Annotated in this window: 23 protein-coding genes and 4 pseudogenes; 19 read left to right on the forward strand and 8 right to left on the reverse strand. The window is 68.6% G+C overall.

The features are described 5' to 3' along the window. Positions 1 to 287 precede the first annotated feature (287 nt). Together EF387_RS49575 and EF387_RS42385 are read right to left on the reverse strand one after the other, a co-directional pair. Entirely contained in the window at positions 288 to 875 is a 588-nt protein-coding gene (locus EF387_RS49575; RefSeq protein WP_202918549.1) for a Tn3 family transposase, read from the reverse strand. Further along, positions 872 to 3,448 (reverse strand): Tn3 family transposase, encoded by a 2,577-nt coding sequence (locus EF387_RS42385; protein ID WP_202918550.1) that lies wholly within the window; start codon positions 3,446 to 3,448, stop codon positions 872 to 874. Before EF387_RS42385 ends, EF387_RS49575 begins: the two co-directional genes overlap by 4 nt. A gap of 609 nt (positions 3,449 to 4,057) precedes the next feature. Between EF387_RS42385 and EF387_RS42390 the strand changes: the two genes are divergently transcribed. Next, positions 4,058 to 4,297, forward strand: coding sequence for a hypothetical protein (locus EF387_RS42390; RefSeq protein ID WP_128381940.1), 240 nt, complete (start codon positions 4,058 to 4,060; stop codon positions 4,295 to 4,297). 9 nt (positions 4,298 to 4,306) lie between these two features. Here EF387_RS42390 and EF387_RS42395 read toward each other — a convergent pair whose 3' ends face one another. Both EF387_RS42395 and EF387_RS42400 read right to left on the reverse strand, forming a co-directional pair. After that, entirely contained in the window at positions 4,307 to 5,332 is a 1,026-nt protein-coding gene (locus EF387_RS42395) for a hypothetical protein (RefSeq protein WP_128381941.1), read from the reverse strand. Positions 5,333 to 5,544: 212 nt separating this feature from the next. Further along, the gene (locus EF387_RS42400; protein WP_128381942.1) at positions 5,545 to 5,739 is read right to left on the reverse strand and encodes a hypothetical protein; all 195 of its coding nucleotides are present in this window, start codon (positions 5,737 to 5,739) and stop codon (positions 5,545 to 5,547) included. Positions 5,740 to 5,896: 157 nt separating this feature from the next. Between EF387_RS42400 and EF387_RS42405 the strand changes: the two genes are divergently transcribed. The 3 genes from EF387_RS42405 to EF387_RS42410 all read left to right on the forward strand — a co-directional run bounded on the left by EF387_RS42405 (position 5,897) and on the right by EF387_RS42410 (position 8,063). Then, complete coding sequence (locus EF387_RS42405; protein ID WP_128381943.1) at positions 5,897 to 6,175, forward strand: hypothetical protein; 279 nt, start codon at positions 5,897 to 5,899, stop codon at positions 6,173 to 6,175. A 758-nt stretch (positions 6,176 to 6,933) separates the two neighbouring features. Beyond that, the gene (locus EF387_RS46925) at positions 6,934 to 7,092 is read left to right on the forward strand and encodes a hypothetical protein (RefSeq protein ID WP_155589827.1); all 159 of its coding nucleotides are present in this window, start codon (positions 6,934 to 6,936) and stop codon (positions 7,090 to 7,092) included. Between the two features lie 536 nt (positions 7,093 to 7,628). Further along, complete coding sequence (locus EF387_RS42410) at positions 7,629 to 8,063, forward strand: hypothetical protein (RefSeq protein WP_238432015.1); 435 nt, start codon at positions 7,629 to 7,631, stop codon at positions 8,061 to 8,063. Between the two features lie 56 nt (positions 8,064 to 8,119). On the opposite strand, the pseudogene EF387_RS42415 reads toward EF387_RS42410, so the two are convergent. Beyond that, positions 8,120 to 8,350: pseudogene (locus tag EF387_RS42415) on the reverse strand (zinc ribbon domain-containing protein); the annotation flags it as partial. Here EF387_RS42415 and EF387_RS42420 point away from each other — a divergent pair. The 4 genes and pseudogenes from EF387_RS42420 to EF387_RS50415 form a co-directional block, all read left to right on the forward strand. Further along, positions 8,318 to 8,884, forward strand: a pseudogene (locus tag EF387_RS42420) (transposase); the annotation flags it as partial. The pseudogenes EF387_RS42415 and EF387_RS42420 overlap by 33 nt on opposite strands. 335 nt (positions 8,885 to 9,219) lie before the next feature. Beyond that, a pseudogene (locus EF387_RS42425) lies at positions 9,220 to 10,197 on the forward strand (IS701 family transposase); the annotation flags it as partial. A gap of 160 nt (positions 10,198 to 10,357) precedes the next feature. Continuing rightward, positions 10,358 to 11,233, forward strand: a complete 876-nt coding sequence (locus EF387_RS42430; protein ID WP_202918551.1) for an HNH endonuclease — start codon at positions 10,358 to 10,360, stop codon at positions 11,231 to 11,233. A gap of 106 nt (positions 11,234 to 11,339) precedes the next feature. After that, a pseudogene (locus EF387_RS50415) lies at positions 11,340 to 11,592 on the forward strand (IS701 family transposase); the annotation flags it as partial. Between the two features lie 233 nt (positions 11,593 to 11,825). Here the strand turns inward: EF387_RS50415 and EF387_RS42440 are convergent. Beyond that, a complete protein-coding gene (locus EF387_RS42440; RefSeq protein WP_238432020.1) occupies positions 11,826 to 13,046 on the reverse strand; it encodes a PucR family transcriptional regulator in 1,221 nt (406 codons plus the stop codon). Positions 13,047 to 13,340: 294 nt separating this feature from the next. On the opposite strand from EF387_RS42440, the gene EF387_RS42445 reads away from it, so the two are divergent. The 3 genes from EF387_RS42445 to EF387_RS42455 are packed head-to-tail and all read left to right on the forward strand — an operon-like array spanning position 13,341 to position 16,025. Then, the gene (locus EF387_RS42445) at positions 13,341 to 13,547 is read left to right on the forward strand and encodes a hypothetical protein (protein ID WP_128381946.1); all 207 of its coding nucleotides are present in this window, start codon (positions 13,341 to 13,343) and stop codon (positions 13,545 to 13,547) included. Further along, positions 13,544 to 15,016, forward strand: a complete 1,473-nt coding sequence (locus tag EF387_RS42450) for an aldehyde dehydrogenase family protein (RefSeq protein ID WP_238432017.1) — start codon at positions 13,544 to 13,546, stop codon at positions 15,014 to 15,016. Before EF387_RS42445 ends, EF387_RS42450 begins: the two co-directional genes overlap by 4 nt. Before the next feature lie 46 nt (positions 15,017 to 15,062). Then, on the forward strand, positions 15,063 to 16,025 hold the full coding sequence (locus EF387_RS42455) for an oxygenase MpaB family protein (protein ID WP_128381947.1): 963 nt from the start codon (positions 15,063 to 15,065) through the stop codon (positions 16,023 to 16,025). A 265-nt stretch (positions 16,026 to 16,290) separates the two neighbouring features. Here the strand turns inward: EF387_RS42455 and EF387_RS42465 are convergent, their stop codons facing one another. Together EF387_RS42465 and EF387_RS42470 are read right to left on the reverse strand one after the other, a co-directional pair. Beyond that, positions 16,291 to 16,860 (reverse strand): MarR family winged helix-turn-helix transcriptional regulator, encoded by a 570-nt coding sequence (locus tag EF387_RS42465; protein WP_128381948.1) that lies wholly within the window; start codon positions 16,858 to 16,860, stop codon positions 16,291 to 16,293. Positions 16,861 to 16,939: 79 nt separating this feature from the next. After that, positions 16,940 to 17,695, reverse strand: coding sequence for an SDR family oxidoreductase (locus tag EF387_RS42470; RefSeq protein WP_128381949.1), 756 nt, complete (start codon positions 17,693 to 17,695; stop codon positions 16,940 to 16,942). A 108-nt stretch (positions 17,696 to 17,803) separates the two neighbouring features. Here EF387_RS42470 and EF387_RS42475 point away from each other — a divergent pair, with 108 nt between their 5' ends. The 8 genes from EF387_RS42475 (at position 17,804) to EF387_RS42510 (ending at position 26,570) form a co-directional block, all read left to right on the forward strand. Next, on the forward strand, positions 17,804 to 18,427 hold the full coding sequence (locus EF387_RS42475) for a hypothetical protein (RefSeq protein ID WP_128381950.1): 624 nt from the start codon (positions 17,804 to 17,806) through the stop codon (positions 18,425 to 18,427). Between the two features lie 81 nt (positions 18,428 to 18,508). Next, complete coding sequence (locus EF387_RS42480) at positions 18,509 to 20,119, forward strand: FAD-binding oxidoreductase (protein ID WP_238432018.1); 1,611 nt, start codon at positions 18,509 to 18,511, stop codon at positions 20,117 to 20,119. 73 nt (positions 20,120 to 20,192) lie between these two features. Next, positions 20,193 to 21,524, forward strand: coding sequence for an ABC transporter substrate-binding protein (locus EF387_RS42485; RefSeq protein ID WP_162467322.1), 1,332 nt, complete (start codon positions 20,193 to 20,195; stop codon positions 21,522 to 21,524). Between the two features lie 33 nt (positions 21,525 to 21,557). Continuing rightward, positions 21,558 to 22,427: a branched-chain amino acid ABC transporter permease gene (locus EF387_RS42490; protein WP_128381953.1), complete on the forward strand. Its 870-nt coding sequence runs from the start codon at positions 21,558 to 21,560 to the stop codon at positions 22,425 to 22,427. 3 nt (positions 22,428 to 22,430) lie between these two features. Beyond that, a complete protein-coding gene (locus tag EF387_RS42495; RefSeq protein WP_128381954.1) occupies positions 22,431 to 23,504 on the forward strand; it encodes a branched-chain amino acid ABC transporter permease in 1,074 nt (357 codons plus the stop codon). After that, complete coding sequence (locus EF387_RS42500; protein ID WP_128381955.1) at positions 23,501 to 24,217, forward strand: ABC transporter ATP-binding protein; 717 nt, start codon at positions 23,501 to 23,503, stop codon at positions 24,215 to 24,217. The genes EF387_RS42495 and EF387_RS42500 overlap by 4 nt, the downstream gene beginning before the upstream one ends. Beyond that, complete coding sequence (locus tag EF387_RS42505; protein ID WP_128381956.1) at positions 24,214 to 24,963, forward strand: ABC transporter ATP-binding protein; 750 nt, start codon at positions 24,214 to 24,216, stop codon at positions 24,961 to 24,963. The genes EF387_RS42500 and EF387_RS42505 overlap by 4 nt, the downstream gene beginning before the upstream one ends. Beyond that, positions 24,960 to 26,570: an FAD-binding oxidoreductase gene (locus tag EF387_RS42510; RefSeq protein ID WP_238432019.1), complete on the forward strand. Its 1,611-nt coding sequence runs from the start codon at positions 24,960 to 24,962 to the stop codon at positions 26,568 to 26,570. The genes EF387_RS42505 and EF387_RS42510 overlap by 4 nt, the downstream gene beginning before the upstream one ends. The last annotated feature ends 48 nt before the right edge of the window (positions 26,571 to 26,618 follow it).

Here is a 26,618-nt window from a genome sequence, read left to right on the forward strand (position 1 = left end):
CAATGAGCGCGCCACCGACCCGGGCCTGGCGATAAGCCTGGGGCGGCTCACTCACCGCCCTCGTCGCCGTCCTCGGACACGTTCGGGTCGCGCAGCGGGCGCAGGCCCTGGCCGGGCCCTCTCGCCTTGATGTTGAACAGGTAGCGCCCGAGGTGTACTGACCCGTCAGGTTGGGGACGCGATGAGCCAGGCCCCGCTACCGCGTGCGCACGCGGTCGGTGTGCTCCGGAAGGCCCAACGTCGAAGAGGGGCCGTCGAGGTCGGCTGTTCTCCGGGGCGCCGCACGATCACGCGGCCGGGACTTGGTCGTCGTCCAGCACGCTGAAGTCGACATCGAGGCGGGTGTCGTAGTCCTCCGGGGTGATGCCTATCTCGTGGGTCGAGTAGACGCCGAACCGGTTGACGCGCTCCGTCAGGTACGGCGAGATCTGGGCCAGGTCCAGCGGGTCGATCACTTCGCCCTCGGCCTCCAACTGCCGCACCACGTCCGCGATGTCCAGGGTGTTGTGGAAGATCAGCAGGTTGGCGAGCAGAGAGGTGAATTTCACGTCCTTCTCCTGCTCGACCGGGTCGTTGCGCGTCACGGTGCCGCGCTGGCCGAACCGCACCCAGTCGCTGAAGCCGTTGAATGCCTCGACCTTGTTGGTCGCGGCCGTCACCCTGCCGCGCAGCGGCGCGTCCGAGAGGAACCGGAGCAGTTGGACGGTACGGATCACCCGCCCGACCTCGCGGAAGGCGGTGTAGGTGGCGTTCTTCTGGGAGCCGGAGCGCAGCCGCTTGAGCAGCAGGGTGGAGGAGATGGCGCCCTCGCGGACCGAGACGGTCACCCGCATCAGGTCCTTGAAGTGGGTCGCGATCAGCTTCCAGTCGATCACGTTGCGGCCCGGCTCACCGAACAGGGCGTCGTTAGGCAGTCCTTCCAGTTGCGGATCCTGGGCATCAGATCGATCCCGAGCAGGTGGGCGAGTGCGAACACCGGATAGCTCTGGCCCTGGGTGTCGGCGTGGATCGTGCCCGGCTGCACCTCGGAGGCATTCTTCAGCAGGCCCTCGATGATGTAGACGGCCTCCCACACCCTGCACGGCACGAAGTGCGTGAACAACGCGATGTACAGGTCCGAGATGTGGTGGTACGCGATGCCGCCCACGGCCCTGTACCGAACGCTCGTCTCGGCGAGGAGGTTGTCCAGATAGGTGTCCATGTGGGTGCCGTCGGCCGCCGCGGTGGTGCCGTTGCCCCAGGCGCGGGACATGTCCAGGTTGGCGTGCGCGTTCACCACGTCCGTGAGCGCCTCGTTCAGCTTGGCCACCGTCGTGTGCCGGCGGGCCGCGACCGACAGCTCGTGCGCGCTCACTCCGGCGATGTGCCGGGCGGCCTCGGCGTACGTCATGTTCGTGCCCTTGACGAACGTGGTGATCACATACCGGCCGAAAGGGTCCTTCAGCTTCGGGTCGTTGCCGGAGGCCGGACCGAACCGGTGCCACCACTCGACCCAGTACGCGGTGCGCGCCACGATGCCCAGCAGTGACCGCTCCGGCATCCGTTCCTTGATCGCCTGCTCCAGCCGTACCGCGCTCGCCCTCGGTTTCTCCGCGCGGCGCGGCTTGAGCTTGGGCACCCCGGTCTCCGGATCGATGAACGGCTCGTCGTTGTCCGGGTATTCCCCGTCCGCCTTCGCCGCCGCCTCCGTCAGCCGTCGGCGCAGCTGGGCCACCAGAGCGCGCCCGTCGAACGGCGTGGCCTCGCTCGCCTCGCACAGGCCGACCTCCACCAGATACTCCGGCAACGTGGCCTCCACCTGCTCCCACGGCAGCAGTTGCTCGGACCAGTCGGCGTACTCCTCCGAGCCGATCACCGCCACGTCGCCACAGCGCAGCTCCTCGGCGAGGTAGAAGAAGACCATGGCCTCGAAGTGGCGGCGCACGAAGTACCCGGGCCGGCGGCGGTCACGGATGACCTTCCGCCAGTTCTGCGTGGCGAACGAGATGTCGATCTTGGCTCCGTCCGCGTCGCGGTCGGGGATGTAGTCGCGGGCCGGGGTGCGGTGGGCCTTTGCGTGCGCGAGCGCGTGCAGGACGCTGGCGTCCTCGCTGGTGGCCTTCAGCTCGATGACATCGGTCAGGTCGAACATCACCGGACGGTCGGCCTTCAAATGGCCGTGCAGCAGCACCTCCCAGTTATCGCCGTGGTGGGCGGAGACCTTCTCGATCTGCGCGTACTGGGCCTCGAACCCGCCCAGCTTGTCCACCGCGGACAGCAGCGAGCCCAGCCCGTTGGACTGCACCATCAGCCCCTCGGCCAGCAGCAGGAAGGCGGGCGGTACCTTGCCGTCCAGCCGCTCGGCGACTTCGGCCGCACTCGACTCCTCATCCAGGCCCTCCAGCGCGTCCAGGGCCTCCTTGGTCAGCGCCGCCACCCTCGCCCGCGCCCTCTGCGCCGGTCCCTCCTCGTCGACGTGCTGGAGCAGGGTGCGGTAGTTGCCGATCAGCGCCTCCACGATCTCCTGCTGCTGGCGATGGATCTCGGCAAGCTCCTCGCGGGCCTTCTTCGCCTTCGCCGCCATGCGCTTGCACAACATCGTGGCCAGGTCATCCCGGGCGCGCATGCGGGCCTTGGCTGCCAGGCAGGCCGTCAGCGCCACCCGCTTGTCGTCGGTGTAGTCCTTCAAGGTGGCCGCGTCCTGGGCCTCCGCCTCGCCGGCGAAGTCCGCGACCTTCGTCGAGGCGACCTGCTCCAGCCACTTCCCGGTGTCGCCGAGCCCGTCCACCCACTCCAGGTGGCCCTTGAGCCGCTTGAAGTGCGACCAGGTCGCCCGGCCCGGGTTCTGCTTGGGCGCGTTGAACAGCGTCTTACAGTCCAGCCCGATCACATCCGGCAGCCCCAGCAGCCGGCGCCGCTCCTGCTCGGTCATCCGGCCCCGGATACCGGCCAGGATCTCCTCGTTCACCTGGCCCCGCACCGTGGAGGCCATCGCGTCCAGCGTGGAGAACCGCGGTATCTCCAAGTTGGCCTCGACCAGCTTCTCCAGCGCGATGTTGATCAGATCAGCCGGGCTGTTCTTCGACGCCGCAGCCACCCGCATCGTCTCCTCCGCGAGCCCGCGGGCGGCCTGGCCGTCGTAGCGCACCCCGCACCGCTCACGCACCCACGACCGGTACCGCTCCGCCGTGCGGCCGGAGGCATACACCGGCAGCGTGCTCTCCGGCAGCTCCACCGCCCGGCGCACGAACTCCACCACCTGGTCCGGCACGTCGTGCGCCTTGGGGAAGCAGCCCATCCGCTGATACGACTTCAGCGCCACCAGCAGCGCGAGCTGATGCTCGTCGGAGTCCGTGACCTCCTCGACCCAGGCCCGCTCCTCCTCGCTGGGCGTGAAGAACACATGCAGCTCACGCGCGGTGATCAGCCGCTTGAACCGCGGAGACGCGGTCCGCTCGATCGAGGTCATCCCCACCCCACTCGACAAGCCCAACCCATACAGAGGCGCCACACGCACCCGCGTGATCATGTCCGGTGCGACAAGGCCGAGAAGATCAGAACCACGGAACCCAGGACACCCGCTGGGACGCGGTGATAGACAGGGGATCACGGCCTTAAGATCATCCCGTGGCGGCTTTTGGGCTCACCTTGGCTGGACCCCTCTGGGAGACGTGACAGCCCTGCGAAGTGTTACGCGACGAGGGGAAGTTGGTCAGGCGCGACCTCAACAGCGCGCCGTTCGCTGTTTTTCAGCCAAGTTAGGCAGAAGGGGCAACACCCCCCTGCATCCCCCCCTCAACCCCCATCTGGCCTGGAGCTGCGGGTGGAACGGGCCTCCGTACCCTACGTAGACGCGCCACTGCGATGAGGCGCATTGTGGCCAGATGGCCAGTTGCTGGCACGCTGGTGGGAGCGCATCCGAAGCGGGTCGGGCTTCGATGCGGCACTTCTTCGCGGGCTGTCCGGCCGCAGCCCTCCTGTCTCACGGACTCGACGCCAGTGAGTCGGTGTTGGTGTGCCCGGCTGCGGAATCTGGGCGGATCGGCGCAGCCAGGCCTGAGCCCGAAAGGCCAGTCGCATGACCGGACAGATCAGCCTCGCTGCTATTGTCCTGCTCGCTCTGGGCGGGGTCACGGTCTTCATCGCTTACCGGAACGAGCGTCTCGGCGCGGCCATCCTCGTCGGAGTCGGCGTCGTGGCTCTGCTGGGCGTGCTGCTCGGTGCGCCCGAACCGGCGCAGTCGAACGGGGACCGACCGGTGCCGTCGGCATCGGTTGCACCGCCGACGTCGCCGGCCGGAACCCCGGTTACACCATGAGCCCGCTGGCTATCGGCGGCTCTGGATGGCCCGGATCTTGGGGCGGATGGTGTCGGCCTGCAGGCCGGTGACGTCGGCGATCTTGCGCAAGTCCCAGCCGGGCGTCCCCTCGAGGATGGCTGCCGTCTCGTTGCGGATGGCGGCGGCCTTCAGGTGCCGGGCGCGCGCGGCCGCGGCCTGGCGGGCGGCGTCGGGAAGGCGCTCGGCAGCGTTCTCCACGAACTCGATGTCGGCCGCCTCAGCCGCGGCCTTCTTGTCCTCCTCGACGGGCAGCCGGCCCGACTTGCGGTCCAGGCCCAGAGCGACACGGCGGAGTTCGTCGAACGCGTTGCGCGCCACGCCCATGGCCTTATCGACCGCGCGCGCTTTGGTGTAGAACTCCAGCGACAGGGCGCACCGGTCACGCTCTTTGCCGGTAACGGTGTAGGCGGCATCGGCGTCGCGGGCGGTGCGGGAGGCCTCCGCCAGGCGCGCGGCTGGGTCCTTGATCCCTTCCAGTTCCTCGGCGACGTCCTGGGCGGCCTTTTCCTTGATCGCCTTGAAGTCCTGGCGTTGCAGGGTGATGCGGTCGGCGGGGAACAACAGGTCGCGGAGGACACGGCGCCGGGCGGCCAGCCGTGCGTGCTGGATAGCGACCTTGGGCAGCTTTGCGGCGGCGTTCTCCATGTACGGCACGCCGGCGGCCGTGCCGAGCTCGGCCCAGTCTTTGGCTGATGGTGACGGATCACCGTCGGGGACACCGAGGGCTGCCCGGACGGCCTTGAGCTTTGTTTCCTTGCTGCAGCCAGCCGCCTCTTCAACGGCACGGGGCCGCTGGTAGACGGCGAGGGAGACCATGAGCCGGTCGCGCTCGATGCGCGCGATGGCGATCTCGTCGAGGACCTGTTGGTAGAGCTTGGTGGCCCGCGCGCGGCGTTCCCGCGGGGAGCGGATGGACTCGAGTTCGGCCTTCAGCTCGTCGGCAGCGGTCTCGCGGATCTGGGGGAAGTCCGGGCGCTGCAGATCGGGCGCGTCTGGTGCCACGGTGTTGGCCATCACGGTCTCCTTGCCTGCTGTCCCAGTGGCCGCCGGCGGGGCGGGCTGGAGTCGGAGGCTGGGGAAACCCCACGCCGTACTTTCGGTGAACCGTACAGTACGAACGCCAGCGGTGCAACGGAGCGCCAGCGCACCGCGACAGCGTGACCGCGGGCCAGCCCGGCCCGGTCCGCGTGTACGTCTCCGCCGACGAGCACCAGGAGCACGAGTAGCTACGCGCCGCCCGGGACGCTCGGCCGCCGTCTCCGTAGCCGCCGTACTTCCGTCTGCGGCTGCTGCTCTCCCTCGGCAGCCTCCCGGCCGCCCTCCGGGTCCAACAGCCGCTCTACGGGCAGCAGGCGGGACCCGGCGCACTCCGCGGCGGTCGACTGTTCGGTCGGTCCCATGCCCAGCACTCGACGAGTCACGGGGTGATCCTCCCGTGCCCGGTCCGGTGACCGCACACCCGCGCCGACACGGCACGTCCGGGTGGGGCGACCAGCGAGCAGCAAGGAGGAGAACCTCACCGAGGAGAAGCTCTCCCGGGACGCGAAGGCCGAGGGCAACAGCAGAAGCAAGCGGTAGATGCTCGTCATCACGTGCCAGGAGGAGAACATCTGGTTCGCGATCGGGATGAAGGCCGACGAGGTCGACGCGGAGAACCCGGCTATCCAACTCCTGCCCAACCACAAGCTCCACCACTTCGAAGGCGACTCGCGTCGCGGCTCTGATCTGCGGATTCACACCAATGACGTGCAGGCCCTCAGCGCAGCGTCCTCGTCTCTCCAACGGCGTCACCAGGGACGTTTCCGCGACCGTCTTGCACACGGACGCCGAAGTTCGGCGCTTCGATCATTGCCTTGAATTCGAATTCGTGGCCTACATCGCGAATTACACATCAAATGCGGTCTGGTTATTCGTGTGACTTCAGCGCAGCAAGGGTGACAAGGCCCCGATGGGCCACAAGTCCGCAGGTAGGCGGCTGGCGTGGCCGGAACGAATTTGCAGAGAACGGCTTCTGTGCTGAAATCCTTCGCTGACACGCCACCGAACGCTCAGACGTCTCAACATCCCGGCAGCAGGCCCGCTTTGACCTGGCAAAACGACTCATCACGTTGCGAGGTGCCCGTGGTGCGAGTTGCGAGCGAAAGTGGCAAAACCCCAGGTAGAGCCCCTGTTACGGCCAGATACCGGCTGGTTCTAGCCAGTGCCTTTGCGGTCGCCGGAACCGGATGTCGGCCACGTGTGCGTAGGCTTCTCCTTGAGGACAACGACCGCGCCCAGCAAGGACATCCGGACCGAGATCGACAAGGCTCGGGTGGGGTGGGTGCGGACCGCTCCAACGGGTTGTCGTCACCGCGTAGTCCGTCAGCTCTCGACCCGAGGAGGCGCCCCAAAAGAAGCGGTCCCCTGCTCCAACAGGGGACCGCCGCGTAGTCCGACAGCTCTCACCCGAACCGAACCGTGAAGATCGAGAACAGGAGTAGAGACATCGTGCCTACAAGCGAGCCTAAGGGGCCGCACGCCTTGGCGTCGAGTTGCATCACTCTTCGCGTACCCCCGGGCACACGAGGACACCAGCCCCAGCACTCCGACACCGCAGTACATGCGATGACGGGGCGGTGATCAAGGTGGACAACCAGATCAGCGTCCGAATGGTCCTCCTTCTGCTGGTAGGAGGGCTCACTATCTACGTGACCCTCCGCGACCCCGAGCTGGGCATCGCCATCGGTGTCGGTGTCGTTGTCGTCACGCTGCTTCACCAGCTTCTGGGCAAGTAGCACGTACCGGCGGCCAGCAGACCCCTGCCACATTCCAGAGCCCCGCCCGGCTTCGGCCGACGCGGGGCCCTGGTGTGAGGGATTGCCAAGTACCTCGTTGGGCGAGACTCTGCCCGCGCGTCCGCGCGGGCGCCGGCGTCCGGCTTCCTCCCCGGCCGGGCTCGCCGGTACGCCATCGGCCACCCGCCGTACGTCATCCGCTTGGGCGACGATGCCGCAGCGCCGCGGCCGCCTGGCGGTGCCGGTCAGTATCCCGACCTCGGGGAACATCGATACAGCGGTTATCGGTGAGAACGATCATGGCCATCTAGCACAGTGATCCACTTCGCCGCTGAGGTTCAGTGAAACGCCTCCGGGCCCGGCCCGGGGCTGGCTACGGTCCGGCTCGTGCCGGTGGAGTTTCTGAGTGATGAGCAGGCCGTTATCTGGACCTTTCTGGTTCATCAGCCGCGCTGAGCTGGCCTTTTGTGTGGCTGGCAGTGTCAGCTCCGTCTCCGTAGAGTTGTCCACAACGGGAGCTGATCCAGTTGCAACGCATGAAAGGGACGAACACCCGCATGGCGACCCCGCCGTCCGAACGTACCCTCACCTACGCCGAAGACCTGAGGCCCGAAGACGTCCGCGCCCTGGAGACGTTCCTCAACGTCCAGCTGGGGCGGGTGTACGAAGAGGTCGGCGAGACTGGTGAGACGTCCTTCGCCATGCGGTCTCTGCGCCTGGTCTGCGACTCGGCAGAGCTCCTGTGCATACTGCTCGCGGTGGAGCAGCCCGAGAGGTGGCAGCGGGCCGCAATCGTGCGCGAGTGGCAGCGGCTACGCAGTACGGCCCACGAGTTCAACCACTGCGAGGGCTATGACCATGATCGCTGGTGGAACCAGGTACGGCACTTCGACGCCTCCGACGAGACCGCCGAACAGGACCGGATCCGCCGGTTCGCCGATGTCGGGCCATACCCCGAGACCGGACATTAGCCGTGTGGGACGTGACTCCACCCACGCGTACACGCGCGGGTTTCCTGCGTCGGTGGCTAAGCCTCCGCGCAGAGGACCAGCCCGGCCCTGTGCAGAACGTTCAGCGCGCCCACCGTGTCGGCGTTCTCCACCAGGCCGCACTTGACGCACTCGAACTTTGCTTGGGTGACGCGGTTCTCCTTGGCGATGTGCCCGCAGCCTCCGGCGGCGAGCGGACACGTGCGGGAGGTGTTACGGGCGTCCACTGCGATCACCCGGCGAGCGGCACTCTCAGCCTTCTGCGCCAGGGCGCGGAAGTCGCCGAGCTGACCCGCATGATCGACCTGGCCGGCTACCCGGACGGGACACGAGTCATCGTGCGGCGAGAGCGTCCGCACCCCGGAGCCCAGCTGTCGCTCTTCGACCTGGACGAAGGCATGCGCCACCAGGTCTTCCTCACCGACGCCCCCTACGGCGAGGGCTCCTTGCAGCACCTGGAAGTCCGCCATCGCACGCACGCCCGTGTCCAGGACCGCATCCGCTGCGGCAAATCCACCGGCTTCGGCCGCTTCCCCTCCCACCACTTCCCCATCAACGCTGCCTGGCTGGAGCTGGCCCTCACCGCCATCGACCTGCTCGCCTGGACTCAAACGCTGCTGCTGGAAAGCGAGTTGGCCACCGCCGAGCCAAAGAAGCTCCGCTACCGGCTCCTGCACGCAGCCGCCCGCATCACCGGGGGCGGCCGCCGACTCCACCTGCGCACCTCCGCAACCCGACCCTGGCGAAACGAGCTGACCAGCGCATTCGCACGCCTCACGGCCCTGCCCCGGCCAGCCACCTAAACCATGACACCGCCCCTGCCCGCCCACGACCGAGGAACCCTGGAGCACCCGACCCGCGCGTCGGCCCACGACCATGCCCGCCGACAACGAGCAACCGAAACCATCACTGCACACCCACGCAGACCGACTCAGCCGCTCGAAGCGAAACAGGGAGGCTAGTACTCCAGCAGCACTTTGACGTTTTCCCTGTTCAGGGGCGGTTTGGGTGAGTGTAGCGGGCTGATTGCCGGCCGGTGTCCTCTTTCCCGGGCCGCCCCTCGATCTTGTGCAGCCGCCGCTGATTGTGACAGCGGTCCGGGCAGCCTCCTGACGTGATCGACGAGCGTGCAGTTGAGATGTGGAACGACGAACTCGAGGAACTGTTCCTGCGTACCGGCCACCGCTTCAGGCGCGTCGAGCCGCGTCGCAGGATGCGTGACTACATCCGTGGACTACTGGGCCCGGTCGGCCGAAAAAACGGCTGGCAGCTGGCCGAGTACGCCGGACACCGCACACCCGACCGTCTCCAGCGGCTCCTGAACGGCGCCCGCTGGGACGCAGACGAACTCCGCGACGACCTCCAGCACTACGTAGCCGAACGGCTCGGCGAGCCCGACGGGATCCTCATCCTCGACGACACCGGCTTCCCAAAGAAGGGCACCACCTCGGCCAGCGTGCAGCGCCAATACTCCGGCACCGCCGGCCGCACCGAGAACTGCCAGATCGGCGTGTTCGCCGCCTACGCCACCACACGCGGACGCGCCCTGGTGGACCGCGAGTTGTACCTGCCCAAGTCCTGGACCGACGACCGCGACCGCTGCCGCGCCGCGCACATCCCGGAAGAGCGGACCTTCGCCACCAAACCCGACCTGGCCAAGGCCATGGTGCTGCGGGCGATCGCCTCGCCGCTGCCGATCGCCTGGGTGGCCGCGGACGCCGCCTACGGTCAGGAATGGCGGCTGCGCCGCATGCTGGAGGAGACCGGCCTGGGCTATGTGCTCGCGGTCCCCAAGTCCCAGCAGGTGCCCCACTTCGGACGCATCGACCACCCCCTCTCCCAGGCACCCGATGAAGCGTGGGAGCAACGTTCGTGCGGTGACGGCGCCAAGGGCCCGCGCGTCTACCACTGGGCCGCCCTGCAGATCACCTCCATCGAGGACTTCGACGGCGAGATGCCCACCCACCAGCGGTGGGCACTGGCCCGCCGTAGCATCAGCAAGCCCGAGGAGATCGCCTACTACCTCTGTTACGCACCGCTTGGCACCACGGTCGAGCACCTGGTCCGCGTCGCCGGGACGCGCTGGGCCATCGAGGAAGCCTTGTGCGCCACGAGGCGCTCTGCCGTATCCCCGGTTCAACCGGGAGGAACTGGAGGGAGGTTCCTGGGTTCGATGGCTTACCTGATGCCGAAAGGCTTATAGGGACAAGAGCATGCCAGGAAATCAGCGACCGGGCCCAGACGCCAGGGGCGGTGCGTTGGGGAACCCGCGCGACATGGTGAAAGCTGCATTGCCTGAATCCCAATCTCCAGGGATGGAACTTCGCATCCTCCGGAACGGCCGCGAGGATCTCAAGCTGGAATTGTCCCAGGACAAGACGCTGATCACGCACGCCCGTACCAATAGGGCGCGTTTCCTCGGCTATGAGATCAGCGTGCAGCACGACGACAAGCAGCGCACGAAACGCGGCCAACGCGCCGTGAACGGAGCGATCAGCTTGCACGTGCCGACATCGATGATCAAGGCCAAGATCGCCCTCTACTCCAAGCGCGGCAAACCCGCGCGCCGCTCCCAAGTGATCAACTTCAGCGACCACGACATCGTGCGGATCTACGGAGCCGAGTACCGAGGCGTCGTCCAGTACTACCTGCTCGCCGGTGATGTCCGACGACTACACCGGCTGCGGTGGGTCATGCTGACCTCCATGCTCAAAACGCTGGCCTCCAAGCACCACACGTCGGTCCGTAGGATCGCGGCCAAGCACAAGGCCAAAATCCAGACACCACACGGACCGCGCACGTGCTTCGAAGCCACCGTTGAACGCGGAAAAGGCAGCAGACCACTGGTCGCCAGGTTCGGCGGCATTCCACTGCGACGGCAAAAGAACGCGGTCATCACCGACCGCCACCCGGGTCGGCTCACCTACCCCCGCCGGCAACTGATCGACCGGCTACAACAGGGTAAGTGCGAGCTCTGTCAGCACATAGGCGAGGTGGAAGTCCACCACGTCCGCAACCTGAAGGAACTCGACCGAGCTGAACCCGCCCGTTGGAGACGAGTCATGGCCAAACGGCGCCGCAAGACCCTCGTGGTCTGCGCCGACTGCCACGACCACATCCACCACCGGGAATCCTTCCCGCTCACGCAGTAGTCACCGGAGAGCCGGATGCCTGGAAAGCGGGCCCGTCCGGTTCGGAGGGAGGTCGCGCGGAAAAGGACCAGCACACCTGGCACCTCGCCGCGCGGCCGACCCTACCCAGGCCGCGAAGAACGAGTGCGGCCTCGACCAGTACGAAGTCCGCCGCTATACCGGCTGGATGCGGCACATCACCCTGGCCATACTGGCGCATGCCTTCCTGGCCGTCATGGCCGCCGACGCCGCGACAAAAGGGGCAGCAGAAACGATTCCTGCCTTGCACCCCTCACCGTGCCAGAAGTTCGGCGGCTCCTGGCAACTGGCCACTCACCCCCTCGCCGTTCACCAGCCCCTCATCAGCGCACGCGCACTGAGATGGTCACACTCGCGCAGACGACGCCAAGCCGTTGCCCGCCGCCGTCACTATCAGCGGCGGCTGCACACGATCGAGGGGCGGCCCGGGAAAGAGGACACCGGCCGGCAATCAGCCCACTACACTCACCCAAACCGCCCCTGAACAGGGAAAACGTCAAAGTGCTGCTGGAGTACTAGGCGCCCGGTCATCCGCCACCACCCCGGAGCCGACAACGCCTTCTCCGACCTGCACCTACTCGTCCTGGAGGTTCAGCCAGTGCATCGCGTCCAGGGCGATGCCGACATTGGTGCCGTGCCGGTCCAGAGTGACGGGCAGGCGGTCTTCGGCGCGGCGAATGCGTTGCAGGATGGTGTTTCGGTGGGTGAACAGCAGCTCTGCTGTCCGGGATGCGTTGTACCGCTGGTGGATAAACATGCGCAGCGTGTCACGTAGGTCTTGTGGGCCCGAGGCCAACGGGCCGAGAGTCGCGTAGATGAATTCGCGTAGCCGGGCTTCATCTCGGGCCAGCAAGAGGACGGCGGCCACGTCGTCATAGAAGGCGACCCGGTGCGCGTTGTTGCTCTGCACCAGCCGTTGGGTCTCCACCGCGCGGTCGTGGGTGCGTCGGAACCCGTCCACTCCCTCGTCCAATGAACCGATCGCAAGCCTGACGTCGCGGTGCGGGGCCAGAGCAGTCTCGAACCCCTCGGCCGAAACGGGGATTCCGGGCGTCAGCCACAGCCACAGCGACGAAGCGCTGGCATGAACGAGCAGCCGGCTTCTGGACTCCGCGGCCCGGCCGAGTTCGCTCGCCACCTGCACGAGGGCCGCGCGATCGGCGATCTGTGGTGGCGCCCAGAGGATCACCCCCAAATGTCTGGCTGAAAGCGAGTATCCGAGACTCTGATCAACACCGGTCACAGGAACCGGTGCTCCACCCAGGATGAGATTGACCAGCTCAAGGCGTCTTACGTGCTCGTCGCCCGACAGAGCTGCGCGCTCCTGCTCCAGAATGTCGATCACGGCAGTGACTGAGCGGTCGACCCAGAGCGACAGTGAGCGCGAGGCCCGGTCAAGAGCGGGCTGCAGGACGGCGGTTTCATCGCACAGTGAAAATGCGATCCGCATCAAGATGGACCACATCGCCTGTTGAGCGGCGTGGTTGGAAGCGCGGAAGGTGTCCTCCTCACCCCAGCGATACCCGTCGCGCGAGATGTTGACGATCTGGCTTGTCAGGTGGGGCTCCACGTCCCGCCACGGGTCCTCGTACATCGAGCGTGCCCAATGATGGGAATAGGCCCGGGTCGCCTCACCGATCGCCTCTGCAATGGAGGGGTCCGATCCGAAGCGGGGATCGATCGCGTTGACAAGTGCGTCCTGGATCGGACGCAAGACGGAGGGATCGGCCAGGAATTCCTTGCACATGGTGCGTAGCAACTTTTCGGAGTCGCCCCGCAAATCGGCGCCATGCATAGCGCCCACACTACCCCTCCTCCCTGTGCCTTGCGCCTGTGCACTATGCACTGGTCTCCCGGGTAATGATGTGCACTCCAACATTGAGTGGCGCCTGTCACAGGTCGACCATGAGTGCGTCGGTGCACTCGGCCGGCCCCGCGATCGGACAAAGGCGAACGACGATGGGAGAGTCAGGTGACTCGTGTGCTAGGGCCCCGGACTGAAGCGCGATTCAGATCAGGTGATGGCGAGCGTGAAGCAACGCTCTTCCGTCCCGCCGCTTCCGACGATCGAGGGGCCCTACCGATCGTCGTGCTCGCGCGCGGAATCTCTGGGGTCAAGAGCCACCCGCGAGTCGAGATCCCCGCGCTGCTCTCCCTCTACCAGGCCGGCCGGTTGAACCTGGACGAGCTGATCACCACCAAGTACCGGCTCGAAGACATCAATCAGGAGTACCAGGACATGAAAGAAGCCAAGAACATTCGCGGCATGATGATCCACACGGACGCCGACCGTTGAGCGCCCCGGCCTACATCGGCACCCCCGTAGGCGGCCAGGTGCTGGACCGGACGTCCCTGTACATCGACGGTGAGTGGGTGGCCTCGGCCGGGACCGACAGGATCGAGGTACTGAACCCGGCCACCGAGGAAGTGATCGCCCAGGTCACGGCCGGGACACCGGCGGACGTGGATCGCGCGGTGGCCGCTGCGCGCCGGGCGCTGCCGGCCTGGTCGGCCCGGCCGCCGGGCGAGCGGGCGGACTACCTGGAGAAAGCCCACGAGGCGCTGGTGGCCCGGACCGACGAGATCGCGGCGCTGATCTCCCGAGACATGGGGATGCCGCTGCAGGCCGCCGCATCCATACAGGTCGGCCTGCCTGCCTTCAACCTGGCGAACTTCGCCCGGCTGGCCCGGAACTTCACGTTCGACGGCCCCGAGGTCGGCAACTCCCTGATCGTGCGGGAACCGATCGGTGTGGTCGGCTGCATCACCCCCTGGAACTTCCCGCTGCACCAGATCGTGCTGAAGGTGGCGGCTGCGCTCGCGGCCGGCTGCACGGTGGTGGTCAAGCCGACCGAGGTGGCTCCGCTGGCGGGTCATGCGCTGGCCTCGATCTTCGACGACATCGGCCTGCCGGCCGGGGTTTTCAACCTGCTCAGCGGATTCGGCCCGGTGGTCGGCGAGGCGCTGGCGGCGCATCCCGGGGTCGACATGGTGTCGTTCACCGGCTCCACCCGGGCCGGGAAGCGGGTCGCGGTGGTGGCGGCCGAGACGGTCAAGCGGGTCGCTCTGGAGCTCGGCGGGAAGTCGGCCAACGTGCTGCTCGACGATGCCGACTTCGAGCGGGCGGTAGCCGACGGCCTGGCCAAGTGTTACGTCAATTCCGGTCAGACCTGCTCGGCGCTGACCCGGATGCTGGTGCCGGTCGACCGGCTGGCCGAGGCGGAGCAGATCGCCGCCCGGGTGGCCGGCGAGTACCGGCACGGCGATCCGTCCGACCCGGGGACCCGGCTGGGGCCGCTGGTCAGCTCGGTCCAGCTGGAGCGAGTCCGGTCGTACATCCAGAAGGGTATCGACGAGGGCGCAACTCTGGTCGCCGGCGGGGTGGAGAGCGGGCGCGACCCTGCCGACCTGGGCCGGGGGTACTACGTGCCGGCCACCGTGTTCTCCGGCGTCACCCCGGGGATGACGATCGCCCGCGAGGAGATCTTCGGCCCGGTCCTGTCGATCATGCCGTACCAGGATGAGGACGACGCCGTGCGGATCGCCAACGACACCGAGTACGGCCTGGCCGGCGGGGTTTGGTCGGCCGATCCGGAACGAGCGCTGCGGGTGGCCCGGCGCCTGCGGGCCGGTCAGATCGAGGTGAACGGGGGCGCGTACAACCCGGGCGCGCCGTTCGGCGGGTACAAGCAGTCCGGCGTCGGCCGCGAGGGCGGCGCTCAGGGACTGGAGGAGTTTCTGGAGACCAAGGCGATCCAGCGCTGATGCTTGACGAAATCACCACGCCCGATCATGAACCCGAGGAGGACACGTGACTACCAGGGAGAAGCCGCGCAAGTGGATCAACGCCGAGATCGAGGCGCTCGACCCGGACGTCGACCATGCCCGGATCTGGCAGCTCGGCAACGCCTACCGGACCAGCCCGATGATCCTCAACATGGCGGTGTGCCAGGGCTTCCTGCGGCTCGTCGGGCCGGGCAGCGGCGCACGCACACTCGTCCGCGGCGGCAAGGGCAAGGTCGTCCTGCACCAGCAGCGTCGTATAGAGGGCACCATGCACGCGGTGTGGACCTGGTACCTCGGCGAGGGTGCGCACGACCCGAGCGTGCGTGAGTCCGTCGAACGGGTCAACCGGCAGCACGACGCCTGGGCGGGGAAGTACCCCGACGCGATCCTGGACGTACGCCAGTACACGTACACGATCTGCATCCTCGCCGCCGAGCCGCACCGGGTGATGCAGCGGCTCGGTCTGCCCGGCTTCAGCGCCAAGGAGCAGCGGGCCGCCTACCGGCACTGGTCGCAGATCGCCGGGCTGTTCCGCATCGGTTCGGACCAGGGCGTCCCGTTGCCGGCGGACTTCGACGGGATGCTCGCCTTCCTCGCCGACTTCGAGCGCAACGACTACTCGACCGCTCCGGAGAGCAACGTCGTCGCCGAGGCGATGCTGCAGCAGTTCTGCGACCGCTGGTTCCCCCGCCCGTTGCACGGGCTCGGTCGTGCCCTCGTGCTGTCCCTTGCCACCCCGGACCTGCTCGCCGTCCACGGGCTCAAGGGTCCGCGACCGCTCGTGGTCCGGACCCTGCGGCGGACACTGCGCACGCTCATCACCGTCCAGGTCCGGTGGGCGCCCGACCCGGTCGAGGTGGCGCCGATCCGCGCCGCGTTCGCCGAGCCCCGCCCGGAGACCCCGATGGGCGGTCGGCTCAAGGCCGCCCTGTCCGGCATGAGGGGACAACGGCCCGCGCCGAACGGGTCGACGAGTACGGACGTCTGACGTGTCGGCCGGGACCGGTGCACGGTCGTCGGGATCCTCGCCCCGTCCGCACCGGCTCCCGAACTCGACCCCGCGGCGGTCGTCGGCCGGCTACCGTCCCCCGCCGGGCGGTCGCGGCCGGCCTCGCCTCGACCCTTGTGAGGGGCCGCTGCCGGCCTGAACCCGGCAGTCCGTGCTGCCCGGATCGCTCCGACCGAGGCGCTGGCGACGCCGTCAGCCGCCACCGCGCGGGCCGCCGCCTCACCCACCGGTTCGTTGCGAAGGCTCACGGCGTGCCGACGTCACCGTTCACCACTCGGGTGGCGTCCGTGATCGTGCTGACCTCATGCCGACGGATCTTCCGCAGCAGCCGGACCAGGGTGCCGCGCTCGCGGGCGGTCAGGGCTCGGGCCCACTCGGCCTCGCGGGCGTTGTTGCGTGCGAAGAGCTCACCGACCACGTCGTGTCCGTAGTCGGTGAGCTGGACGGTGACGGACCGGCCGTCCTTGTCCGACCTGCTGCGCTGGATGAGTGCCTTGCGTTCCAGGGTGTTGAGCACCGCCGAAACGCTGGCCTGGGAGACGTTGGTCAGCCGGGCGAGCTGCAGCGGGGTCAGTTCGCCGATCGTCTTGACCGCGAACAGGGCACGAAAGCTCGCCCAGGTGAGGCCGGCCGGGCGCTGGACGCTGACCTCGAAGTCCTGCTGGAGCCGTTCAGCCGCTCTGACCAGTCCGAAGATCATGAGCATGGCGTCGATGTCCGCGTCCGGCGCGAAGGATCGTATGGCCTCGGCGGCCTGGGCGTCGGCCTCGGCCGGATCGCCGGGGATCGGGAGCTGGGACTGGCTCGGCTGCATGAAGGGACTCTGTCCTCACCCTAGGAGAAGTTACTGAGAGGTCTCAGAATATCGCCGGCTCGCCGCACATCCTGCCCGGCTACGACGCGGTGGCCCCCGCGTCCACGGGCAGAGCGGTCCCCGTCACGAAGGAGGACGCGTCGGAGCAGAGCCAGAGCACGGCATCGGCGATCTCCTCCGGTTCGGCGAACCGCTTGATCGCCTGGGGGGCTACGGCCTGCGCCTGGAGTTCGGGCGGCAGAGCGGCGGTCATGTCGGTGCGGACCGCCGCCGGGCAGACCGCGTTGACCCGGATGTTCCGGTCCGCGCACTCGATGGCGGCGGTCTTGGTCAGACCGATGACGGCATGCTTGCTCGCGGAGTAGGCGGCGCCCTGGGGAAGGCCGATGAGCCCGGCGAGCGACGCGGTGTTGACGATCGCACCGCCACCCGACGCGGCCATGAGGGGGATCTGGGCCCGCAGCCCGTGCCAGACCCCTTTCAGGTTCACGGCGAGGCTACGGTCGAAGGCCGCCTCGTCGGTGTCGGTGACGCTGCCCAGCACGGCGATACCCGCGTTGTTGTGCGCGAAGTCCAGCCGCCCGTACGTCTCTGCCACGGTCGCCGCGAGTGCGGTGCACTCGTCGGCCTCGGTGACGTCGCACGCGACGAACAGTGCCCGTCCGCCGGCCTGCTCGACCAGCCGCACGGTCTCCAGTCCGGCGGCGCGGCGGCTGCCCAGGTCGGCGACGACGACCGCCGCCCCGGCGCGCCCGAATGCCACGGCGGCGGCTCGTCCGATGCCGCCTGCCGCGCCGGTGACCAGCCCGGCCTTGCCCTTCATGGTGATCTCCATGCCTCCGAGACTAGCTCGATGTCTTAGTAATTCACACCCGCCCAGTACCTAGACCTCTAATTAATTGGTTGCTACGTTGAGGCCGCTTCAGAGTGAGAGGAGCGCACCATGAGCCTCATTCCGGCCGTCGTGCCGCGACTGGACGTGCTGAACGTCCCGCGCGAGGCAGAGCGCCAGCTCGGCCTCGCGACCGATCCCCGCCAACGGGCGATCCTGACCAACTTCCGCCGCCACGCCATGCTGGAGGTGTCCGGCCGCTGGCCGGAGATCCTCGACCCGGATCTGACGGTGCCCCACCCCGTCTACCGCATCGCCGAAGGTGACAACACCGCCGTCTTCGACGGCCATGACGCCGTCGCCGGCTTCTACCGCACGATGACCGACGCCGGGCTGAACGTGCTCGTCCCGCTCACCGAGCGCATCGCGGTCGCCGACTGGGGACTGGCCATCGAGTCACTACTGGGGCAGATCGTCCCGGGTGCGCTGATGAAGCCCGCGATGGGCGAGGACGTCGACGACCTCGACGCCCACTACCTCGTCACCCACAAAGTGGCCAACATCTGGCCCTACGACGAGGACGTCAAGCTGCTCGGCGAACACGTCTACATCGACCGCGCCTCACGCGAGGTCCACCGCATGGATCCAGCGGACGTCGTCACGCCGCAGCAGGCCGCTGACCTGCTGGCACCGTTGCTCGACCCACCTATTGACGTGGGTGTAACCCCGGCGTAGCTTCCAGAAATCGGTTAGATCTCTCAGTATTTTTCTGCACCTCGCGGGTCCGAGCCGGCCCGCATGTCCGGGAGGCCCGACGTGCCTTTCCAGCCACCTTCCCACACCACCGTCCGCCCGCTCCCCGACGCCGCCGCCCACGCCTTCGTCGCGGCGCTCGGCACGGACGCGGTCCTCACCGCCCCCGAAACCGTCGACGACTTCCGGGACCCCTTCTCCCACCCGGGCTGGAGCGACCACACCGCGGCCGCCGTCGTCATGCCGGCCAGCGTCGAAGAAGTCCAGGCGGTCGTCCGCATCGCCGGCGAGCACCGCGTCCCGCTGTGGACCTTCTCCCAGGGCCGCAACAACGCCTACGGCGGACCCGCCCCCCGCGTCCCCGGATCGGTGCAGGTCAGCCTGCGCCGCATGAACCGCGTCCTCGAAGTGAACGAGGAACTGGCCTACGCGGTCGTCGAGCCCGGTGTGCGCTTCTTCGACCTGTACGACCACCTGCGTGCCGGCGGTCACAAGGTCTGGTCCTCCGCCCCCGACCTCGGCTGGGGCAGCGTCATCGGCAACGCCCTCGACCACGGGATCGGCTACACCATCGACGGCGACCACGCCGCCCGGCTGTGCGGCCTGGAGGTCGTCCTGCCCGACGGGAGTCTGCTGCGCACCGGCATGGGCGCGATGTCCGGCAACCGTGCCTGGCACACCTACCCCCGTGGCTTCGGTCCCACGGCCGACGGTCTGTTCAAGCAGTCCGGACTCTCCATCGTCACCCGGGCGGGAGTCTGGTTGATGCCCGAGCCGGAGTGCTATCTCTCCGGCAGCGTCCAGGTGCCCCGCAAGGAGGACCTGCCCGTCCTCATCGACGCGCTTCGCCCCCTCCTGCTGGACCGCACCCTCCAGAACCCCCCCGCCATCGGCCATCCGCTCTTCATCGCCTCCGTCATGGACGGCGCACCCACCCGTGCCGAGGTGTACGACGGTCCCGGCCCCGTACCCGAGGAGGCGGTTCTCCGGCTCGCCCGGCGGATGGGCCTCGGCCGCTGGAACATGCGCTTCGCGCTGTACGGCACCGAGGGCATCGTCGACGCCCGCCTCGCCCGGATCAGGAAGGCACTGTCGGTCATCCCCGGCGTCCACGTCGTCGGCGAGAAGTTCGCCGGACACGCCGTACACGACACCGCCCGAGATCAGAACGCCCAGGTCCAGGCGGGCATCCCCAGCCTGGACCTGATGCGGGCACTGTCCTGGTACAGCGGCGAGGGAGGCGGCCACCTCGACTTCTCCACCGTCTCACCCCTGCGCGGGGAGGACGTCGTACGAGTGCATGCCCTGCTGGACGACCAGCTGAGCGGCAGCGGGCTGGACTACGACCCGGCCATGATCCTGGGCCAGCGGCACATCACCAACGTCGCCCAGCTCTACTTCAACCCCTTCGACGAGAAGCAGACCGGCGACGCCTACCGGCTCTACCCCGAACTGGTCCGCGCCCTCGCCGGGGCCGGCTACGGCGTCTACCGCACGCACGTCGACTTCATGGACGCCGTCGCCGACACCTTCGACTTCGGCGACCACGCGCTGCGCCGCTTCAACGAGCGACTCAAGGACGCGCTCGACCCCCACGGCATTCTCTCCCCCGGCAAGCAGGGCGTCTGGCCGTCCGGACTGCGCCACCTGCGCGACGTGTCGCCCAGCCGCTGACCCGCTTCCGCCCACGCGCCCCCTCTCCCTTCCCCTTTGCCCCAGCCGACCACCATGAGCAACGGAGCCCATTGTGAAGACCAACGGCAATCGCCCGCACAGATCCACGAGCACCCGCGTGCTCACCGTCGCCGCCTGCGCCCCCCTCCTGGCCCTGCTTGCCACCGGCTGCGCCTCCACCGACACCGGCGCCACCGCGGCCTCCTCCGCGAAGCCGTCCAAGGCCTCCAAGTGCGGCCTCGGCAACGGCAAGACGGCCACCGGGCCGGCCATCAAGCTCGGTGCCATCGTCTCCGACACCCCCGGGCTGAGCTTCACCGACGTCACCGACATGGCGAACGCGTACTTCTCCTGCGTCAACGCCAACGGCGGCATCAACGGCCGCCCCGTGAAGCTCGTCGTGGCAAAGGACGCGCTCGACCCGCAGTTGACCGCGTCCCTGGCGACCAAGCTGATCGACACCGAGAAGATCGTCGGCTTCACCGCCAGCAGCAGCGTCCTGGACTGCTCGGTCAACGCCAAGACCTACGAGAAGAAGGCCGTCTACGGCATCGACGCGGGCCTGTCCCTCGACTGCTTCAACTCCCCCGCCATCGCGCCGGTCAACGTCGGCGCAAGTTACAGCGCGCTGGCCACTGCCCAGTACCTGCTCGACAAGGGCGCCAAGAAACTGGTCGTCTTCACCAGTAACACACCCGACTCCAACGCCGTCAACTCCAGCATCCAGGCGCTCGGCAAGAAGGCCGGCGTCCCGGTCACCGCCTGGGTGGAGAACGTCCCGATCGCCGACGCAAACGGGCTCGCGCTCAAGGCCGCCCAGGCCGCGGGCGCCGACGGCGGTGTCGTGGCGAACCTCAACGCGGGTGAGGCGCTGAAGGTGTTCAAGGCCGTCGAGCAGCAGGGCCTGATCGACCAGGCCCTGTGGGGCTGCCCGGCGGGCTGCAACGACCAGTCCATGCTCCAGCAGCTGGGCAGCGCCTGGGACGGCAAGCTCGGTGTCAACGCCGAGGTGAACCTGGCCGGCTCACCCGGTCCGGACAACCAGCTCTATCTCCAGCTGCGCCAGAAGTACGCCCCGAAGACCCAGCTCGGAAACTTCGGCCAGCTCGGCTTCACCGCCGCACGGATCGCCGTCCAGGCGCTGCTGAGCATCAAGTCCGGCGACTACACCACCGCCACCGTGGGCGCGGCGTTCAAGGGTGTCAAGGACTACCGGTCCGACCTGTACTGCAAGCCCTGGTACTTCGGCACCCAGGCGTTCCACACCGCCAACAACACCACCCGGACCATCACTCCGAAGAGCGGTCAGTGGGCGCAGACCCAGGACTGCTCGGAGATGCCCGCCCTCCCGAACAACAAATTCGCCGAGATCCGCGCATACGAGAAGCAGATCGGTCTCGGCTGACCGCCGGCGGCTGATCGGAACAGGATGTCTCCTATGCCGAGCCTTCTGCCCTTCCTCGTTCTCGGACTGGCTCTCGGTGGTGTGTTCTCGCTCTCCGGCGTCGGCATCGTGGTCCTGTACCGCACCACCGGAGTGCTCTATCTGGCGGGCGGAGCGGTCGGCGCCGTCGGTGCCTTCACCGCCTGCTCCTTGGCCACCACCGCGGGCCTGTCCGTCTGGCCCGCGGCCGCACTCGGCGTGGCGCTGTCGGCGGCGATCACCCTGCTGTACGGCCTGCTCCTCGGTCCCCGGCTCGCCCAGCGTGAACCGCTGGTCAAGGCCGCGGCCACGCTCGGTCTGACGCTCGTCCTGCTGGGCACCATGTCCTGGATCTGGGGCGCGCAGACCTACTCCCTCTCCCTGCCCACGACCGCCTGGGGCATCGTCCTCGGCACCGTCCACGTCAACGGCACCCAGCTGATCAGCCTGGCGCTCGGCCTGCTGCTCACCGCCGTCACCGCGCTGTTCCTGGACCGCACGGCGCTGGGCACGGCGATGCGCGCGCTGGCCGACGACCGGGAGAGCAGCGCGCTGCTGGGCGTACCGGTACGCCGGGTGGAGGCGGCCGCCTGGCTGGGTTCCGGCGTCGTGTTCGGCGTGGCGGGGATCGTGCTGTCCAACCTGGTCGGCCTCGACATCACCGGGCTGACGTTCCTGATCATTTCCGGGCTGGCCGCCGCCCTCGTCGGACGGCTGGAGTCGCTGTGGACCACGCTGGCTGCCGGCCTGGTCATCGGGGTCGCCCAGTCCCTGCTCACTTCCGTGGCGAGCCTGTCCTCCTACCGGTCCATGACGCCGTTCCTGGTGGCGATAGCGGTCGTGCTGGTCATGGCCGTCCGCCGCCCGTCACAGACAAGGGTCTGACGAATGAACGTCCTCGAAGACGCGCACCGCGCCACCGCACCGGACCATGCGCGGCACCCGACGGCGGCCATCGGGCACAGGCTGCGGCAGCCCCTGTCGGCGGCGGTCTGGCCGGCCGGTGTGGCGGCGGCGGCCGCGCTCCTGCTGCCGCTGTTCACCAGCGCGTACTGGATCCAGGTCCTCACCGCCGCGGCGGTGTTCTCGGTCGCGGCCCTGGGTCTGAGCGTGCTGTACGGGCGGGTCGGGCTGATCTCACTGGGCCAGATCGCGATGCTCGCAGTCGGTGGCTGGACCGCGGAACGGCTGGGCCAGACCGGCGCGTTGCCGTTCTGGCTGGTGCTGCTGGCCACCGGTGTGGTGACCGGACTGATCGGAATCGTCATCGGGCTCCCGGCCCTGCGGCTGTCCGGCCTGTACCTGGCCCTGATCACCCTCATGCTGGCCGCTGCGGTCACCATCGTGCTGACCAACACCAACTTCCCCAACGGCGGGCCCGGCTTCCTCGGCTACGACCCCGTGAAATCCGGCACCGTGCCGCTGGCCCGGCCCGCCGTCGCCGCCGGCGACACCGCGTACTTCCGCTACACGGTCGTGGTCTGTGCCCTGATGTTCCTGCTGGCCATCGCCCATACCCGGGGCAGGCCGGGCAGGGCCTGGGCGGCGATCCGGCAGAGCGAGCACGCGGCGGTGGCCGCCGGGATCAACGTCACCCTGTACAAGCTGTGGGCCTTCGCCCTGGCGTGCTTCATGACCGGTGTGGCCGGGGCCCTGCTGGCGGCCAGCGCGGGCGGGCTGACGGTCTACCAGTTCCCCCCACAGGAGTCGATCACTCTGCTGGCCGCCCTGCTGATGGCGGGCATGTACCACTTCGCCGGAGCCGTCGTGGCAGGGCTGATGCTGAAGGCGATGCCCGCCCTGCTCGACACCTGGGGGGTCAGCAGCAACGTCCTGCTGATCGTCTTCGGGGTGGGCCTCGTGCAGACACTGGTCACCTCGCCGGAGGGCATCGCCGGCCAGCTGAGCCGGGACCTGGCCCGGCTGGGTGCCCGGATCCGGGTGCGGAGGACCACGTCATGATCGAGATCAAGGAGCTGACCGTACGCTTCGGCGGCGTCACCCCCATCCAGGCCATGGATCTGACGCTGCCCGGCGGCGCCTGCGGCCTGATCGGCCCCAACGGCGCCGGCAAGACCACCTTCTTCAACGTACTCAGCGGCTTCGTCACCCCGGCGACCGGCCGCGTCCTGGCGTTCGGTGACGACCTGCTGGCCCTGCCGGGCCACCGCCGAGCCCGCTGGGGGCTGCGCCGCACCTTCCAGACCGAGCAGGCGATCGAGCAACTGTCGGTGTACGACAACGTGGCCATGGTCCACGAGCACACCGGGGGCCACCGCCGCGACCGCCACCGCGACGTGCTCACCGCCCTGGACTTCGTCGGCCTTTCCGTCAGCCCCACGGCCCCGGTCGGCGCCCTGGGCGCGGGGGAACGACGGCTGGTCGAGCTCGCCCGTGCGGTCGTCGGCCATCCCCGCGTGGTCCTGCTCGACGAGCCCGCCGCGGGGCTGCCGGACGAGGAGACGGGCCGGATCGGTGCCGTGATCCGCCGCATCCCGGCGGAGCTGGACGCCATGACCGTACTGGTCGACCACGACATGAGCCTGGTGTCTGCCTGCTGCGACGTCACCGCCGTGCTCGACTTCGGCCGGCTCGTCGCCGCCGGTCCCACCCAGGAGGTCCTGCGCGACGAGCATGTCGTGCGGGCCTACCTCGGTACGGAGGAGATCGTATGACCGTCACCACCGCGCCCGCGCTGCACGTCGAAGAGCTCCGTGTCGCACGCGGAACCCGGACCGTGCTGCACGACGTACGTCTCGACATCCCCGCCGGAGAGGTCACCGCTCTCCTCGGTCCCAACGGCGCGGGCAAGTCCACCCTGGTCCTCGCGCTCGGCGGCGTCCTGCGCCCCACCGGCGGGCGCCTCCTGCTCGGCGAGCGCGACCTGACGGAACGCCGGCCCGAGAAGGTACGGGCGGCCGGGGTGGCAGTCGTACCCGAAGGACGGCGACTGCTGCCCAGCCTGACCGTCCGTGACAACCTGCACGCCGCGGTCTACGCCCTCGGCCGAGAGGCCCGCCGGACCGGAGTCGAGTACGCGCTGGAGCTCTTCCCCGAGCTGAGGCAACGCTGGCACACCCCCGCCCGTGCCCTGTCCGGCGGGCAGCAGCAGATGATCGTCCTGGCCCAGGCACTCGCCTCCCGGCCGTCCGTGCTGGTCGTGGACGAGCTGTCGCTGGGCCTGGCACCGGTCGTGGTGAAGCGTCTGATGCCGGTCCTGGCCGACGTCGCCGCCGCCGGCACGGCCGTCCTTCTCATCGAGCAGTTCGCACACGTCGCCCTCGCCCTGGCCACCACCGCCCACATCCTGGAGGGCGGCCGCATCCGCTTCAGCGGCACGGCACAGGAGCTCAAGGACAACCCCGACAAGCTGAGCGCCGCGTACCTGCAGCGCACGAACGCCGAGGACTCCCCGTCATGACCCGACCGCCCCTCTCCGCCGACGCCCTGGCCGCTCTCTCCGCCGCCCTCGGCCCGGAGCATGTCCTGCACCGCCCCGAGGACCTGCTGCCGTACCGCGATCCCTACGCCCACGCCTCCTGGCAGGAGCACATCCCCTCCGCTGTCGTCTCGCCCGCGACCGTCGAGGAGGTCCAGGCCGTCGTCCGGATCGCCGGCGAACACAGCCTGCCGCTGTGGACGTTCTCCCAGGGCCGCAACAACGGATACGGCGGTCCGGCCCCGGCCACCACCGGCTCGGTCTCGGTCAGCCTGCGCCGCATGAACCGCATCCTGGAACTGGACGAAGACCTCGCGTACTGCGTGGTCGAGCCCGGTGTGCGCTTCTTCGACCTCTTCGAGGAGATCCGGCGGCGCGGCCTCGCCCTGTGGCCCTCCATCCCCGACCTCGGCTGGGGCAGCGTCATCGGCAACTGCCTCGACCACGGCGTCGGCTTCACCCCGCTCGGCGACCACCCCGGCCGCCAGAGCGGCATGGAGGTCGTCCTCGCCGACGGCACCCTGCTGCGTACCGGCATGGGCGCCATGAAGGGCAACACGTCCTGGCCCGTCCGCAAGCCCGGCTTCGGTCCGTCGGCCGACGGGATGTTCATGCAGTCCAACTACGGCATCGTCACCAAGATGGGCTGCTGGCTCGTACCGCAGCCCGAGGTGTACATGTCCTGCGACGTGCGGGTCGAGCGCGAGGAGGACATCGTCGCCCTCGTCGACACCGTCCGCCCGCTGCTCCTGGACCGCACCATCCCCAACTACCCCATCGCGTACAACACGATGCTCGTCGGTGGCGCGCTCAGCGGCGTCCACCGCGAGTACTGGTACCGGGGAGAGGGCGCGCTTCCGGAGGAGGCCATCGACCGTATAGCCCGCGAGACGGACACGGGCCGCTGGTACATGCGCTTCGCCCTGTACGGCCACGCGGAGATCGTGGAGCAGCAGTACGAGATCTGCCGCCGCGCCTTCGAGGCCATCCCCGGCGCCCGCCTCACCGCTCGCGCATACGACGGCGCCACCGCCGTCGACCGGCTCACGGCGCCCGCCGAACCGGTCCCGGACGGGCCGGCCGCCGCCCTGCCGCGCATCCGGCACCAGTCCGACACCACCCAGGCCGGCATCCCCACGCTCGACCTGCTGGACAACCTCAGCTGGGACGAACACGGCGTGGGCGGCCACCTCGACTACTCCCCCGTCGCCCCGCTCACCGGTGAGGAGGCGCTGGAGCAGAGCCGCTGGCTGCGCTCCGCCCTCGCGGCCGAAGGCCTGGACTACGCCACCTCCCTGATGCTCACCCCGCGCGCCTTCGTCAACATCACCTCGTTGTGGTTCAACACGGCCGACGCGGCGCAGACCCGGCACGCCTACGACGTGATCGGCCGGCTCATCCCGGAAGGCGCCCGCCGCGGCTACGGCGTCTACCGCACACACCTGCGCCACATGGACGCCGTCGCCGGCACCTTCGACTTCGGCGGCCACGCCCAGCGCCGCTTCAACGAAGCCGTCAAGGACTGCCTCGACCCGCAGGGCATCTTCTCGCCCGGCAAGCAGGGGATCAGGGCGCGGGCGCTGCGCTGACAGTGCATGTGTGAGCACCGAAGCCGTTCGGACGACACACTGCCGGGC

Origin of the sequence: Streptomyces cavernae (assembly GCF_004023625.1) — a bacterium.
GTDB lineage: Bacteria > Actinomycetota > Actinomycetes > Streptomycetales > Streptomycetaceae > Streptomyces > Streptomyces cavernae.